The organism is Terriglobia bacterium, from assembly GCA_020072845.1.
Taxonomy (GTDB): Bacteria; Acidobacteriota; Terriglobia; order Terriglobales; family Acidobacteriaceae; genus JAIQGF01.
Window position 1 is genome coordinate 112,790 of sequence record JAIQGF010000006.1, and the last position, 15,401, is coordinate 128,190.

The window sequence follows — 15,401 nt, forward strand, 5'->3', positions numbered from 1 at the left end:
GGGGTGTGAAACGGTGATGAACGGCAGATTACGGGACCATGAAAAATTCGGCTGCGCCGGCCCGGCGCCGCCGGCCCTATTTGCCTGCCAGTACCGGGGACGAGGCAACCGGCGCGTTGGGCGCCGGCGCGCTGATTTTCTTCAGCGTCAGTTCCTCAAACAGCAGTGACGGCGCAATGTACGAAACCACCTGGTACGACTGCGGATCCAGCCCGCTACTCCCCATGCCGGAAAAAATCGAATTCAGCAGCGGAATGAAGGGGCCGTTGTACACCGTGGGGGTGTCGCCGGCGGCAATGATGTCCTTGAAAGCCGGAATGTTCACCTGGGGAAGCTCCACGCTGCGAATCCGCTCTTCATGGCCATCTTGATACAGCATGACGATATCAATGCCGGAACTTAAGCCCGTTCCAGGCATTCCCATGTTAGCGACCAGGCGAATCAGGGGGTGAAGACCGGCAATGGGCAAGCGGCGGACGACAATGCCATACTCGCTGCCCCGCTGCTTGGCCAATTTCAGGAGTTGGCTCCGCAGCTCCTGTTCCTTGATTCCCTTGCGCGCGGAAAAAAAGAGGTTGCTGGGCATGGCGCCCAGTCCACGGCGGCTGCCGGTGCTGGCCTTGAAGTCAGCCGTAGGATCGCGGGTGACCAGCAACGTCTTGAGAATTCCTCCCTCCACCAGTTTGACCTCGCGGCTGGGTACGCCTTCGTCGTCAATGCGGCGCGAGCCGAGCAGGGGAATTCCGCGGAAGGATTCCAGCGAAGGGCTGTCGACAACGTCGATGGAATCCGGAACCACACGTCCCCCGATACGGTCGGCGAGGTCCACGCCGCCGAACTGTGCGAAGAACTGCTGCATACCCGATTCCATCTGCGGCTGATCGAAGATCGGGAAGCGGCCGGCGGCCAGGCCCGGCGCGAACACATCCGCGACCACCTGGCACGCCGCTTCCCCTTCAAACAACACCGGTCCGGTGTAGCGGTCCAGGATGGCGGCGGAGCGAGCCTCCTTCATGCGGGCCGCCATGGCGCGCGCGTTCCTGGTCAGTTCGGCGGCGTTCAGCGCCTCCGGGCTGCGGGCATAAGTTTCGTAGGAATCCTGGAGCGGCAGGCCGTCGGCAAACTTTCCTTCGGCTTTCACGGTCACGCTGACAAACGGTTCCGCGCGCGTGAACGAGGTCTTCTCGCTGTTGACATAGCGGGTGAAGACATTGCGCACGGAAATGGCGGCGGACGAGCCCAGGATATCGGGTGAATCGCGAAACACAGCCGATAGATCGCGCGCCAACTTCTCCAGGTCCGCGGTGTTCACGGAGATCGGAACGGGATTTTCGCGAAGCGTCACCGCGGGCTGCTGCGTGAAATCGGGCAACATGGCGCTGCTTCTGCGCTGTTCGAGCACGGACCGCTTGCGCGCCAGTTCCTCGGCCGCGGCCTTATAAGCGCGGTCGGTCGCCAGCCATATGGAGCGGCGAATCTGGTCGTAATCGTCGTCCAGCGGGAGGATCTGGCGGCTTAACAGGCGGCCTCCGCCAAACTGCATGGAACTCGCGGTCAGAAAATTCGTGTTGTCCAGCGCGTAACTGCCGACCCGCACCTCCAGGGTCAGCACCCGGGAACGGTTGCTCACACTCCCCGTCAGCGCACCCAGCGTCGCCGAGATGGCTACATCATTCGCGTCGTCGACGCGATAGGCGATGAAGTAAGGTTTGTCGAGGCTGGGCAGGCTCAGCTTGGCGACGGAACGGTCCAGTTCGTCGCCCATGGCCTTCATGACGACGTCTTCCTGGGCGAAAGCGGATGGCAGCAGGGCGATCAGCACCAGCAACCAGCGGCAGGCAGACAATTTCACGCGCGTCCTCCCCGAGTCATGACTTACTTGGCTTCCGCGTTGGGCGCGGGCAGAATCGGATCACGATCCTGCGCTTTCGGCTTGCGCTGGACCTCGATTTGGTCCACCAGCAAGCCCGGCGCTACGGCCGACACCGGCACCCATCCCGATTCGGCGCCGCACACGCCATTAAAGACGTCGGGCGCGTCATCGGCGGCGCTGATTTTGCTGAATGCGATCAGGGGCGTGCCCACCAGGTTGAGCCCCCGAACCCTCTCCTCGCGTCCGTCGGGATACACCCGGTAAACCACCGTCGGCATTACGCTGAACGCGTTCGGCACGTTCCGCCCGGTAAAGGTGAAGCCCCCCTCGATATCGTCAAACAGGAGTCCATAGGGCTTCTTGGCGGCCTTGACGCGCTCGATGAGCAACTTTTTCAGCGCGGAACGCGAAACCGACTGCGAAGCTTCCACCACCAGGTTCGATTGCCGCGACATCGTCGGGTAGCCCTGCTGGCGGCGGCCATGGCCGTTGGAGTGTTCGAATCCTGCCATCGGCGAGCGCGAAGTCAAGAAGCTCCTGAACACGCCGTTCTGCACCACTTGCACGCGCCGCGCCTTGACGCCCTCGTCATCGTACGAGTAATAACCGACCAGGTCTGCGCCGTGGTAGTGGTTGAGCGTGGGATCCGAATACACGGACAGGAATTTCGGCAAGATCTGCTGGTTCAGCTTTTTCTTGAATGTCTGGGCATCGTCGTCCCCCTTGAGCCGGTCGCCCTCGATGCGGTGCCCGAAGACCTCGTGAAAAAACACGGCGCTGGCGCGGCCGGAAAGGATGGCCGGCCCGGTATACGCATCTCCCACCGGAGCATTGCGCAGTGCAACCAGACCCGCCACCATCTCGGACACCGCTTGCATGACGGCTTCCTCGCCCGGCATGCCTTCGGGCGTGAATGACATGAACTGCCGGTGCAGCGGCAGGATTTCTCCGTCGGTAGCCTTGATGGTTGCGGAAATATCGAGCCGGTATAACGGCATGGAGATGCGGAGTTCACTGCCGTCGGTATTGACGTAGCGGCGGGTTTCGATCTCCCCGCTGGCGTTGACATGCGCGCTCAAAATATTGGGATCTTGGCGGAAGACACGACCGTACTTGCGAACCTTCGCCTCCCACGCTCGCTGGTCGAAGGAGAAAGGCGCCAGCGCTTCCAGGGAGCTCTCCGGCGGTGCCGTCGAGAAATCGGGCGAACGGTCTTCCTTGGGCGGCCGGGTCTGGGCGTTGGTTTTGATCGCCTCCAGCCGCTGCACCGCGGATTTGTAATGCCGATCGGTTTCCAGCCACAGGGCGACTTTCACCGCTTGCGCGTCATCCTCTATCGGAATACTGACCGCCGCCTGGGAGCCGGTCCGGGGGTCGAAACCTTCGCCGCCGGAATGCGTGTTGTCGAGCTTGTAATCCCCGACCCGCAGGTCAATATCCAGCAAGCGTGTGCGGGCATCGCTGCTGGCAGTCAGCGCGCCGAACGACGATTGGACCGAGATCGCGCGATTATCGGTGAGCTGGTACGAGATGAAGTAGGGCGGCGTCGCAGTCTTCTTCAGCGCCTCGAAGGAGCGGTTCAGCTCCTGTTTCATCGTGCTGAGGAGCGCGTCGGACTGGCCGCAGGCAACCCCGGACCATAGCAGCAGAAGGAAGACCGCAATGCGCGTGCGCAAGGACACCTCAAGTATTGGGTGGGTGCACTATATAACGGAAGCGCCCAGTACTTGCGGTAACTTACATCACAACATCTGCACTTTGCTGCCATTTCCGCATGACGAAAATCGCTGGTCGTTGGTTACTTGTGATGCCGAGGCGTACAGGCGATCATCCAAGGATGCAATCCGCACCGATCCCCAACGCCCTCTCCAGGGCGTTCAAACGGCGCAGCGCACGCGTTCAACTGAAGATCCTGATTTCTGTCGTGAGCGGCGACGACCGTGTTCTCCACGCTGAAACCACCTCGGTAAGCAAGCATGGTGCGCGCATCCGCGTCACCAGCACGCCCGCAAGATTGGCCCAGGGCGAGCGCTTGCAAGTCGCCATACACCACGGCCAGAACCCGCAAGCGGCGCGGGTGGTGTGGCTCGACAAACGCTCCGCCTCGCACTACGGCATCGAATTTGACGAAGCTCTCGGCAACTTCTGGGGCGTGTATTTCCCCAGCAAAGACGGGGGGTCGCGCAGCGCAGACAAAAAAGAGGCGCCCGCTCCCGTGGCCGAGGCCTCGACCCCGGCTGCCGGACAGCCTCAGGCTGCCGGCCAGCTTGCCGTCGAGGAGCAGCCGGCGCTCACACCGCCGGCCGAAATCGGCCGTATCCCGGCTATGATCGCGGGCCTCTCGGCCATCCGTCTGCCGTTCGCCGAAAAAGTGGAGTTGGTGTTCACTCGCCCGCAGGAGGGTACGGCGCTGCTGCAGAACATCGTGGAACCCGGCGCGACGTTGCGGATCACTTTTGCTCACCGCATCACCAAAGGGTACGTCCTGGCCGTCGCCGGCCAGCGCGAAGCGGGCAAATGGCGCGTCCGCCTCAAGTGCGACGCCGCCTCCGCGTAACGGCAGTACACGGGCCATGCGAACAAGAATGGAAGCGCCACTGCCACAACCGTTCAACCCGATCCGCTTGCGGCGACTGTGGCCGTTAAAAAATTACTTTCGCTCGTGCCGGGCAAAGTACCGCGGCTGGCACTGGGCACAGGAGGTCGGAGCGATGTCCAACAATTTCGCCATGACGCTCAGCCTGGCCGTCTTTTTCGCCATATTCCTGACAGCCATCGTCGTCATCATCGGCGGCGGCACCAACGGCCGGCGCCGCGCCAAATTCCCGACGCAGTGATTTCGACACCAGCGGTGCAAGGCAGCTTCTGTCGAACAACGCGGTGCACCGCCTCGGTGCCGTGTTCCTGCGTATTCTGACTTCTTGATCTTGAGTCCTTCATTCCTCCGTGTCTCCGTGCCTCCGTGGTGAATTCAGATCCGCTGCTCCGCGGCTTCGGTTTCCATTCCCGCCGCATACGCATATAAGATGCTCCGAGGACACCCTGGCTTGTGAGAACGGTCTTAACCGCATCGGCGCTGCTGACACCGCTGGAGCAGATCTCCCGCCCGGTGCTGGTCATCGAGGATGGAGTCATCGCGCAGGTCACTGCGCGCGACCACTCAGAGATTCCCGCCGGCGCGCAGGTGCGCGATTTCCCGGGCGCAATCCTGGCGCCCGGGTTCATTGACATCCACATTCACGGAGGCGCCGGACATGACGTCATGGCCGCCAATGCCGCCGCGCTCGAGGAGATCGAGCGTTTCCTGGTCAAGCACGGCGTGACTGCCTATTTCCCGACGACGGTGACGGCGCCGCTGGACGATACCTACGTTGCCCTGGACAGGCTGGCGGCGGCGATCGAAACCACCTCCGCCCGCAAGCGAAACGGCAGCCTGCGCGCCCAGCCGCTCGGTATCCACCTGGAGGGCCCATTCCTCAGCCATGCCAAGCGCGGCGTGCACCCCACCGAACATCTGCTGGCGCCGTCTCTGGAAGTGTTCGACCGGTTGTGGCAGGCGGCGCGGGGAAAAGTTTCGCTGATGACGGTTGCGCCGGAATTGCCCAAGGCGGAGTACCTGATCGGCGAGGCGGCGCGTCGCGGGGTGTGCGTCAGCCTGGGCCACAGCGACAGTTTGCTCGCCCCGGTCGCAGCGGCGATTGCCGCAGGCGCACGCCACGCCACCCACACCTTCAACGCCATGCGCGCCTTAGACCATCGCGAGCCGGGCATCCTGGGCGCGGTGCTGGCGGACGACCGGCTCACCGCCGACATCATTGCCGACGGAATTCACGTCCATCCCGATGTCGTGCGCCTGTTCCTGCGCGCCAAGGGCGTCGAACGCGCCGTGCTGATTACCGACGCCCTCAGCGCCACCGGCATGGGCGATGGCCGTTATCGTCTCGGCGGATTCGAGTTCGAAGTGCGCGGCGAGCGCGCCGAACACGACGGGCGCCTGGCGGGTAGCGTGCTCACGCTCGATCGCGCGGTGCGAAACGCCATGCAATTCACCGGCTGCGAATTGCGGCATGCGGTCCGGATGGCCACGCTGAATCCCGCGCGAGTCGCCGGTTTCGCGGGACGCAAGGGACAGCTCGTGGAAGGCGCCGACGCCGACATTGTTGTCTTGACGCCCGATGGGCAACCGATGCATACCTTCGTAGCCGGCGTGGCGGTGGCCTGACAGGCGTGTATCAGGGCACGACTTTAGTCGTGCCGCAGAAGTCCTTTACTTGTGTCATCCCGAGCGGACTTTAGTCCGCGAGGGAGCTGCTTTTCTCCTTTTTTTCCGCAGCCTGGTAAGCCGTGGGGAGGGATCAAAGGAAGGTCAAGCCCGCTTCAGCGGGCGACAGAGCGAACAAGCTGAAAGCCCGATCTCGTTCCCGATTGACCCCGCGGTTTTCCGCTCGGCTGGCTACGTGCTAACCTGATTCTGCTGGGGCCGTAGCTCAGTTGGATAGAGCAAGAGTTTCCTAAACTCTAGGTCGGCGGTTCGAATCCGCCCGGCCCCTCCAGCGTTTCACTTACCGGCCAGCGCCGCGCTGGAGCTTATTCGCCGCTGGAAAATCCAATTGGTTTCTTGCGCAGCTTATCCAGTCGGGCCAAAGTGCTGCCATGCCCGCACTGTGCCGCTAAGGCTTCAATCTGGTCTTGTCCAATGCCAATTGCTGCAAGGTCGCCGGTTAGCTGCTCATAGATTTTCTGGTAAACCGGGTCGCCGCTGGGCGTGCCTTTCTGCTTGTGTTCGTCTAACGCTTTTTCCAAATTACGGAAATACTCTACCAGTTGGCTCTTCGTGACCGTGTTGGTTGGGGCCGCTTCGCCACCAATCGGCTTTGGAATAAGTTCGAGATTCGAGCCGGGGTCTCTGCGTTCCCCGCGTTCCGTTTTTATTCTGTGCCAGTATTCCCCCATCGCGCGGGGTTCATCATCTACTTGGATAACAACCCCGTTAACTCCCGGCGTTATTACACGCACTTTAGCGCCGACAGCGAAGCGCTTCTTGGCGGGCTGCTTTGTCATTGCTCTACCGCCTTCTTTTTCTTGCGAAATGCGAGATACAACCGGCGCGCCGCATAAATGAATAGCAGCCACATCAGCGCCGTCCAGAAATCGTACCCCACGGCCTGCGCACCATTCAGCGGAACGAAACCAAGCGTATCGTGGCTAATCGTCGCGCCCCACAACGCCAGCGCAACAACAAACAGCACCACGGCAAGTGTTCTTGGCTTTCTTCGTGGATTCCATATTAAGACCCGTCAACAATCTCGCCGGGCACATCGAAATTCCGCCCGCACTTTGGGCAGCGAACGGATTGTGGTGGCTCTGCTTGACGCGGGCCGCCAAGACGGATGCGCACGCGAACAGCATATTCTTTGCAGTGCGGGCACGAAACAGTGGTCACACGGTCACGCGATTCCATGCACGTATTCTAGCCCCGCCCCGGCGCACAAATTTAGTCACCAACTAAGGCGAATCCGAGCCATACGTAACCGACTGCGAAACACAGGAGGCCAGAAAATCCAAAGGCGACACTAAGCCGGTATCTGTGGTGTGAGTACGTTTCCTGATGCTGCCATGACTCGTAGTGATAGTTCGTCCATGCAAGCCACACGACACCCCAAATTACGCTAACGGCCAGCAGTACGAGCGGCGAGCCGTAGGCTTTCGGCAGCTTTCCAGCGGAACGGAAAACGGACGAACCGGCCAGCAGCACAATCGAGCTGGTTGCTAGACCAATGATGAGTTCTGCTAGTTTGCTGTATCGAGCCAGAATCGGTTCAAAGCTTCCGGGTCGGCCCTGTGGTTCAAAAGTATAACCATTCGGCAGTGCTTTGATGAGCCGCCATGCGGCCAAGTACAGCAGGCCGAATATGCCGATTCCTGTTAGGCAGCCTCGCACTCCGGGTACTGAAAGGAATCTCGCTATCGCATCAATCAAGGTTTACGGCTTCTTTCGGCTGGTACCAGCGCTGCTGGTTGTGGCTTGCCATCTGCGTAATACTGCTGCGGGGGACATGCCGGATAACCGGGATAGCCTTTGGTCGTACACCTTTCATTTCTTAGCCTGTCGTCGAACATTCCGTGCTCGGTGTCGTACGTTTCCTGCAATCGCCATCCTGTGAAATGGTCTCTCTCCCACTGCGCTTGCGCTTGCCGTGTTGGACCGCGCACGCACGAATCATACGCGCCGTAAATCAGCACGCAGATTCCTAGAAATACCCACCACAAAATCATGATGGGGAGCGGAACATTCGTCCGGTAGTAGTGCCGTGCCATGCTTTGCGGATTTGCTGCGGCCATTGTGTCTCAACAATGCAGCATTTTCAATACTTGCCGCCGTTTGCCACGATCTGCACGCCTGCCGCATTGCCAGCACCCGCGCTCAGGCCAACGTCGCGCGATTTTTCGGCGGCTACTCCCGTAACTTTCGCGAGGTTGCTTCGTTCCGCGCCTGCTCCCCCAGACTTCGGTCAGCCCAAGGAGGGGCAGCAAAATGGCCACGAAAGTAAAAGCGAAAACCGCAGCGCCGGTTCGAATCCGCCCGGCCCCTCCAGATTCCCCCACAATCGTCGAACTCGCCCCGCGCCTCCGCCCACCTGCCGTGCTTTACAATCATGAGGTATGTGCGGGCGATTCCGGTTGGGCAAAGGGCGTGAGGCACTGAAGGAGTACTTCGGCGCCGAGGTTGATCTGGACTGGTCGCCGCGCTACAACATCGCGCCCACGGATCGCATTCCCACCGTCCGGCAGAACGCCACCAGGCCGATTCGCGAGCTGGCGCTGATGCGCTGGGGCCTGATTCCCTTCTGGGCGAAAGACGCCTCCATCGGCTACAAGATGATCAACGCGCGCTCCGAGACCGCCGCCACCAAGCCTGCCTTCCGCGACGCCCTCAAGCTCCGCCGCTGCCTCATCCCCGCCGACGGCTTTTATGAATGGAAAAAATTGCCCAAGGCGAAACAGCCTTATTGCTTCACCCTGCGCGATGAATCCATCTTCGCTTTTGCCGGCCTCTGGGACCGCTGGAAAGATCCCGACGGCAACACTCTGGAGACCTGTTCCATCCTGACCACCTCGGCCAACGAGCTGGCCGCCGCCGTGCACGATCGCATGCCGGTCATCTTGCCGCCGGACAATTACGACCTCTGGCTCGATCCCGGTTTCAAGGACACCAAGGAAATTTCCGACATGCTGAAGCCCTATGGCGCGGCGCTGATGAAGGCGTACGCGGTCAGCACGCGGGTGAACACGGTGAAGAACGATGACCCGCAATGCGCCGAGCCGCTCGACATCCCCGGCGGCCAGCACACTTTGGCTTTGCGTTCTTAGCCCGAGTGGAATCGCGCCACCGCCTTGACATTACCCCGCCAAGATGAGATTCCTATACGCTTTTGGGTGTGCCGTTTTCGGCGGAAGGGGCTTTAGTGAGAGTGCGGGTCTTTTACCACGACAAGTGTTTCGACGGCGCCTGCTCGGCCGCGTTGTTCAGCCGCTTCTACCGGGAGCGTATCCGCGAGGACGTGCAGTTCCACTACAGCGGCCTGGTGCACCGTGCCGGCGCGCTGTTCGACGAGCGCCACTTCGACGGCGACGAAAACGCCATCGTGGATTTCAAGTACTCCACCTCGCCCAAGATCACCTGGTGGTTCGATCATCACCTCAGCGCCTTCCTCACCCCCGAGGACGCCGCCCACTACGAGGCCGACACCAGCACCAAGAAATTCTACGATCCCGGGTTCAAGTCGTGCACCAAGTTCATCGCCACCATCGCCGAGACGCGCTTCGGCTTCGATCCGGCGCCGGTGGCGGAGGTCATTGAGTGGGCCGACACGATTGACGGCGCTTCCTATGCCGACGCCCAGACCGCGGTCGAAATGCAGCAGCCGGCGATGAAGCTGACCATGGTGATCGAATCCAACCAGGACCCGAACTTCATTCCACGGCTGATTCCCCTGCTGGCCTCCATGCCGCTGGAGGAAATCCTGCGCCAGCCCTTCGTCACCGGCCTGCTGCCGCCCCTGCTGAAGCGCCACCAGGAATCCATCCGCCTGCTGCGCGAGCGCGCCGAGTGCAAGGATGGCACGGTCTTCTTCGACGTCACCGACCAGGACCTGGAGGGCTACAACAAGTTCATCCCCTACTACCTGCATCCCGCCTGCACCTACAGCGTGGGGCTGAGCAAGAGCAGCTTCCGCACCAAGGTCGCGGTCGGCTCCAATCCCTGGGCGCGCGCCGATACCGTGGTGAACCTGGCCAAGATCTGCGAGCGTTACGGCGGCGGCGGACACGCGCGCGTGGGCGCGATTTCGTTCGAGCCTGACAAGTTCGAGGTCGCCCGCAAGGCCGCCCGCGAGATCGTGGAGGAGTTACGCGCCAGCTATCGCGCCGCCCAATCCTCGTCGCAACCGAGCACCTAGTCGGTTAAGCGCTACAACATTGCCGCCCGCCCGCAACGGGATTATCCTGTAGCGCATGCCTTTCCGCGCCCGCCCCGCCTGGTCTGATGACGAAGCGCGGGAGTACGCCTCCATTCTCGACCTCGCCAACGATGCCATCCTGGTGATGGACCTCAACGGCAACGTTCAATTCTGGAACCGCGGCGCCGAGCGGCTCTATGGCTGGACGCGCGAGGAAGCTCTCGGCCACAACGGTCATCAGCTTCTGCGAACCGAATTCCCCGCTCCTTTGCCGGAGATTCTGGCTACCGTCCGCGCGGCCGGGGAATGGCGTGGCGAGTTGGTTCACACCAACAAGGACGGCCGCACGGTCGAAGTTGCCAGCCGCTGGACTCCCCGCACCGATGCTTCCGGTCACCTGACCGGCACCTTCGAAATCAACCGCGATCTCACCGAGGAGAAGCGCCGCCAGGAGCACAGCCGCAGTGCCGAGCGGCTGGCCACTCTGGGGCGGCTCGCCGCCACCGTCGCTCACGAAATCAACAATCCGCTCGAGGTCCTCACCAACGTCTTTTATCTGCTGCAACAGGAGCCGCAGTCCGAGACCGCGCGCGTGCTGATCCAGGAGGGTGAAGCCGAGGTGAAGTGCATCTCCGACATCACCAATGCCACGCTGCGCTACTCGCGCTCCGTCGCCCAGCCGGCCGAGACCAGCTTGCGCGACATCCTCGACAATGTTTTGCTGGTGCACTCCGGGCAGATTCGGACGCGGCAGGTCAGCGTGGAAAAGCGCTACCGTGCCGATGGCCGCATCGTGGCCCGGGCCGGCGAAATCCGGCAGGTGATCGCCAACCTCATCGGCAACGCCCTCGACGCGCTGCCCAACGGCGGCAAACTGCGGGTCACCCTGACCGCCGCCGGCCATCATGGTTTCCGCCTCGCCATTGCCGACCATGGAACCGGCATTCCCGCCGCCGCCCGCGCCCGGATCTTCGACCCGTTTTTTACCACCAAGGGGTCCAGCGGCACCGGCTTGGGATTATGGATCGCCCGCGACATCGTCATGAGACACGGCGGCTCCATCCGCGTCCGCAGCTATACCAGCCCGGGCCGCTCCGGCACCGTGTTCATGATTTTTCTTCCCAGCCGCACGGCGAACCAGGAACTGGAATCCTCGGTTGCGTGACCGCCGCGCGCCGCGGCATTACGCGTTGGCTTGCTTCTCCGCGATGTCGCCCACCACCGGCAGCTTCCACATCTCTCCGCTGTAGGCTTTAAACAGCAAGAGCAGCCAGAGAATGAGTTCGGCCAGGCACACGAGCGCCCACAGCAACACGCCGAAGAAAGGAATCACGGCGATAAAAGGCATCACAACGGACACGATTATCACCGCGACGAAGAAGAAGATCGATTGAAACGCATGAAACCGGATGAACCGGTTCCGGTTATACGGCTCGATGACCAGGAAAATGATGGCGGGAATGATGGTGACGTATGCCAGCAACCCGGCCACGTTGTCGGTGAGCCCGCCAGCACCGGATTGCGTGGGAGCGCCCGCGGCGCCTCCGCCGGCCGATTGTGCCGGCTTGCCGCAACCGGTGCAGTGGTTCGCGTTATCGGGTAGTTGCATGCCACAGCTGGAACAGAATCGCGCCATGTCAATCGCCTCCCGGGCAATTCTCGTGCTGGATGGTGGAACCCGCCGTACGGCGCGAAAAGCCGCTCCCCGCGCCGCTTTTATGAACGCGGGCACAGTATCAGAACGCTGCCCCCCGCGCAACGCCATGCCAACCTGAAAGCCTGTGGACAAGGCCGGCAGCGCGGGTTTGGAACTAAAGCGCGCGCCCGCGCTTGCGCCGGCACTGCTCGCACACCCCGTAGATCTGGAAGGTATGCCGCGTCGTCAGGTAGTGATGTTTCCGCCCGATCTCCTGCTCCAGCTTGCCCACCTCGGGCGAAAAGAACTCCACCGACCCGCCGCACTCCGTGCACACCATGTGGTGGTGATTGCGCCGGTTGTACTGGTGTTCGTAACGCGTGATGCCGTCGTGAAACGCGACCTCGCTCGCCAGCCCGCATTCGGCCAGCAGCTTCAACGTCCGGTACACGGTAGTGAATCCGATGCGCGGGTCTTCTTTCTTGACCACGCGGTGCAGTTCGTCGGTGGAAAGGTGCTCGTGCGTTTCCAGGAACGCGCGCAGAATGGTGTCCCGCTGCTCGGTGTGCTTCAGCCCGACGCGTTTCAGATGATTGTGAAAAATGCTTTCCGCTGCGCGGATATTCTCCCGCGAAATCGTGGCATGATCATCGACGCGTTTTTGCAGTGTGGGCACACCCGTAGCCTTGTGTGATGAGGATATCACCGCTTTCCTGAAGCCCGAAGCCCGAAGCCTGTAGCCTGCAGCCTTCATACCCGCGCTGCTAAAATCGGACGCCATGGCCACGCCTGTTCTCGCTGCTCCACGCCGGCGCGCGCGCCTGATTCTTCGCGGCCTCGCCGTGGTGCTGGTTCTGCTTCTGATGGCGGCGGCCGCCGCCTCGTGCTGGTTCTATTCGGCCGCGTGGGCTTCCCTGCCACAACTCGACGGCAGCGTGCGCGTCGCGATCACCGCACCCGCCACCGTCATCCGCGATGCCCACGGAGTTCCGCACATCACGGCCGCGAACATGGAAGACCTCCTGGTCGGGCAGGGGTACGTCACCGCCCAGGACCGCCTTTGGCAGATGGACATGACCCGCCGCTATATCGCCGGCGAACTCTCCGAGGTCCTCGGCCCCGACTACGTCAAGAGCGACCGCTACCAGCGCACGCTCGGCATGCGGCAGGTGGCGCAGCGCGCCGCCGCTACCATGTCGGACACCGACCGCCGCCTGCTCGACGCCTACGCCCGCGGCGTCAACGCCTATCTCGATTCGCATCGCCAGTCCCTGCCCGTCGAGTTCCGCGTCCTCGGCTACGTGCCCCGCCCCTGGTCGCCCGAGGACACATTCCTCATCGCCTGCATGTTCAACGAGATGCTCAACCTTTTTCTCATGGACGACATGCTGGCGCGCGAGCGCATCCTCGCCCGCATCCCGCCCGACCTCGCCGCCGACCTGTTTCCCAATACATCGTGGCGCGACCATCCACCAGGCGCGGTCGATAGTCGACAGTCGACGGTCGACGGCCAATCAAACCTCCAATCACGAGGTGTCAGCGATGTGCCTGCCATCGACCATCAACTGTCAGCCATCGACCCCTTTGCCATCGACCATCGACCGTCAGCCGTCGACGATTTTTCCCCCGGCTCCAACAACTGGGTCGTCTCCGGCGCCCACACCGTCTCCGGCAAGCCGCTTTTGTCGAACGATATGCACCTCCAGCACCACATCCCGGACGTCTGGTATGAGGTGCACCTCACCAACCCTGAGCTCGACGTCGCCGGCGTGACCGCGCCCGGCCTACCGCTGGTTTTGGTCGGGCACAACCGCCGCATCGCCTGGGGCTTCACCAACCTCGGCCCCGCCGTCACCGACCTCTACATCGAGACCTTCAATGCGCGCGCCGAGTATCAGACTCCCGACGGCTGGCGACTTCCCCAGTACCGCCGCGAACTCATCCACGTCAAAGGCAAGCCCGACGTCGCTGTGGATGTCACCATCACGCGTCACGGCCCCATCATTACCAGCCTCATCCCCGGCGAGACCCGGCCGCTCGCGCTCCAATGGACGCTCTGGGATCCCCAACTCCTGACCGGCACCTTGCAGTGCATCCGCGAAGTTGACGAGGCGCAGAACTGGGATCAGTTTCGCCGCGCCGCTTCGCATTTCGGCGGTCCCGGCCAGAACGTCGTTTACGCCGACGTCGACGGCCACATCGGATACCAGGCCACGGGCTGGATTCCGCTGCGCGCCGCCGGCGACGGCACCCGCCCCGTGCCCGGCAACGTGGACGCCTTTGAATGGACCGGCTACCTGCCATTCGACAAGATGCCCAGCGTCTTCGATCCCGCGTCAGGAATCATCGGCACCGCCAATGGCCGCGCCACGCCGAATGGCTATCCGTATCTGATCAGTTCCGAGTGGATGCCGCCGCATCGCGCGGAGCGCATCTACCAGGTTCTTGAATCGGGCAAGAAATTTTCCGCGCCAGACATGCTCGCGCTGCAAACCGATATCTACTCCGATATTGACCGCTTCTTCGCCGGGCGCTTTGTTTCCGCCATTGATCACAGCGCCAGCGCCTCGCCGCGCGCGCGCCAGGCTGCCCTCCTGATGCGCAACTGGGATGGCCGCATCACCATCGATTCCGTGGCGCCCACCGTCGCCGTCGCCGCCCGCCGCCAGCTTCAGCGCCTGCTGCTGGAACCGCTGCTCGGCCCCGCCGACCCTAACAGCAAAGTCGCCACCGGCTGGCGCCAGTACACCTGGATGAACTCGATTGTCTGGCTGGAAAACCTGGTGACGCAGCGGCCGCAGCGCTGGCTGCCGAAAGACTATAGATCGTGGGACGATCTATTAACCGCCGCCGTCGAGCAGGCGGTAACCGCCAAGAACGCGCCGCGCGATCTCGCCTCCTGGCATTGGGGCCAGGCACATCCGGTTTACCTGCAACATCCCATCTTCGGGCGCGTGCCGCTGCTCAACCGCTGGACCGGCCCAGGCCTCCAGCCGCAGTCCGGTGACGGCAACACCGTTAAGCAGGTAGGAGTGGGATTCGGCCCTTCGGAGCGCCTCACGGTGGACTTTGCGGATCTCAATGCTTCAACCCTGAACATCGTCACCGGCCAGTCCGGCAATGTCCTCAGCCCGCATTACATGGATCAGTGGCAGGCGTGGTATCAGGGCGCAACCTTCGCGCTTCCCTTCTCGCCGGAGGCCGTCCGGAAGGCGCGGGCTCATGAATTGAAATTGGAACCGAGGTAGGGAGGAAGGCTTCAGGCTTCAGGCTTCAGGCTTTAAGCTTTCGGCTGTCCGCTGTCGGCTGTCCGCTCTCAGTGGTAAGCACCCAGCACGCGAAGCGTGCGACAGAATGTAGCCCGCCCTGAGCGAAGTCGAAGGGCGTAAGCCGTGGGTAGAGACTCAAATGAAGGGGGTCAAGCCCGCTTCAG

Annotated in this window: 13 protein-coding genes and 1 tRNA gene; 7 read left to right on the forward strand and 7 right to left on the reverse strand. The window is 62.2% G+C overall.

Annotated features, from left to right (window positions below):
• Positions 1-76 precede the first annotated feature (76 nt).
• Together LAN70_06045 and LAN70_06050 are read right to left on the reverse strand one after the other, a co-directional pair.
• The gene (locus LAN70_06045; GenBank protein MBZ5510718.1) at positions 77-1,852 is read right to left on the reverse strand and encodes a hypothetical protein; all 1,776 of its coding nucleotides are present in this window, start codon (positions 1,850-1,852) and stop codon (positions 77-79) included.
• A 23-nt stretch (positions 1,853-1,875) separates the two neighbouring features.
• Positions 1,876-3,549, reverse strand: a complete 1,674-nt coding sequence (locus tag LAN70_06050; GenBank protein MBZ5510719.1) for a TldD/PmbA family protein — start codon at positions 3,547-3,549, stop codon at positions 1,876-1,878.
• A 161-nt stretch (positions 3,550-3,710) separates the two neighbouring features.
• Here LAN70_06050 and LAN70_06055 point away from each other — a divergent pair, with 161 nt between their 5' ends.
• From LAN70_06055 to LAN70_06065, 3 genes are all read left to right on the forward strand, one after another.
• Positions 3,711-4,430, forward strand: a complete 720-nt coding sequence (locus LAN70_06055) for a PilZ domain-containing protein (protein ID MBZ5510720.1) — start codon at positions 3,711-3,713, stop codon at positions 4,428-4,430.
• Between the two features lie 492 nt (positions 4,431-4,922).
• On the forward strand, positions 4,923-6,095 hold the full coding sequence (gene nagA / locus LAN70_06060) for an N-acetylglucosamine-6-phosphate deacetylase (GenBank protein MBZ5510721.1): 1,173 nt from the start codon (positions 4,923-4,925) through the stop codon (positions 6,093-6,095).
• 254 nt (positions 6,096-6,349) lie between these two features.
• Positions 6,350-6,426, forward strand: a tRNA-Arg gene (locus LAN70_06065).
• Between the two features lie 34 nt (positions 6,427-6,460).
• On the opposite strand, the gene LAN70_06070 is transcribed toward LAN70_06065, so the two are convergent.
• From LAN70_06070 to LAN70_06080, 3 genes are all read right to left on the reverse strand, one after another.
• Positions 6,461-6,934 carry a hypothetical protein gene (locus LAN70_06070; GenBank protein ID MBZ5510722.1) on the reverse strand — a complete coding sequence of 158 codons (474 nt, stop codon included), beginning with the start codon at positions 6,932-6,934 and terminating at the stop codon, positions 6,461-6,463.
• Positions 6,931-7,125, reverse strand: coding sequence for a hypothetical protein (locus LAN70_06075; GenBank protein MBZ5510723.1), 195 nt, complete (start codon positions 7,123-7,125; stop codon positions 6,931-6,933). The genes LAN70_06070 and LAN70_06075 overlap by 4 nt, the downstream gene beginning before the upstream one ends.
• Before the next feature lie 242 nt (positions 7,126-7,367).
• Positions 7,368-7,853 (reverse strand): hypothetical protein, encoded by a 486-nt coding sequence (locus LAN70_06080; protein ID MBZ5510724.1) that lies wholly within the window; start codon positions 7,851-7,853, stop codon positions 7,368-7,370.
• 683 nt (positions 7,854-8,536) lie between these two features.
• On the opposite strand from LAN70_06080, the gene LAN70_06085 reads away from it, so the two are divergent.
• The 3 genes from LAN70_06085 (at position 8,537) to LAN70_06095 (ending at position 11,497) form a co-directional block, all read left to right on the forward strand.
• Positions 8,537-9,244, forward strand: a complete 708-nt coding sequence (locus tag LAN70_06085; GenBank protein MBZ5510725.1) for an SOS response-associated peptidase — start codon at positions 8,537-8,539, stop codon at positions 9,242-9,244.
• A gap of 95 nt (positions 9,245-9,339) precedes the next feature.
• Positions 9,340-10,332 carry a phosphoesterase gene (locus LAN70_06090; protein ID MBZ5510726.1) on the forward strand — a complete coding sequence of 331 codons (993 nt, stop codon included), beginning with the start codon at positions 9,340-9,342 and terminating at the stop codon, positions 10,330-10,332.
• A gap of 55 nt (positions 10,333-10,387) precedes the next feature.
• Entirely contained in the window at positions 10,388-11,497 is a 1,110-nt protein-coding gene (locus LAN70_06095; protein ID MBZ5510727.1) for a PAS domain S-box protein, read from the forward strand.
• A gap of 18 nt (positions 11,498-11,515) precedes the next feature.
• On the opposite strand, the gene LAN70_06100 is transcribed toward LAN70_06095, so the two are convergent.
• Both LAN70_06100 and LAN70_06105 read right to left on the reverse strand, forming a co-directional pair.
• Positions 11,516-11,941 carry a DUF4870 domain-containing protein gene (locus tag LAN70_06100; protein MBZ5510728.1) on the reverse strand — a complete coding sequence of 142 codons (426 nt, stop codon included), beginning with the start codon at positions 11,939-11,941 and terminating at the stop codon, positions 11,516-11,518.
• Positions 11,942-12,143: 202 nt separating this feature from the next.
• Positions 12,144-12,722, reverse strand: a complete 579-nt coding sequence (locus LAN70_06105; protein ID MBZ5510729.1) for a transcriptional repressor — start codon at positions 12,720-12,722, stop codon at positions 12,144-12,146.
• 25 nt (positions 12,723-12,747) lie between these two features.
• Here LAN70_06105 and LAN70_06110 point away from each other — a divergent pair, with 25 nt between their 5' ends.
• The gene (locus tag LAN70_06110) at positions 12,748-15,216 is read left to right on the forward strand and encodes a penicillin acylase family protein (protein MBZ5510730.1); all 2,469 of its coding nucleotides are present in this window, start codon (positions 12,748-12,750) and stop codon (positions 15,214-15,216) included.
• The last annotated feature ends 185 nt before the right edge of the window (positions 15,217-15,401 follow it).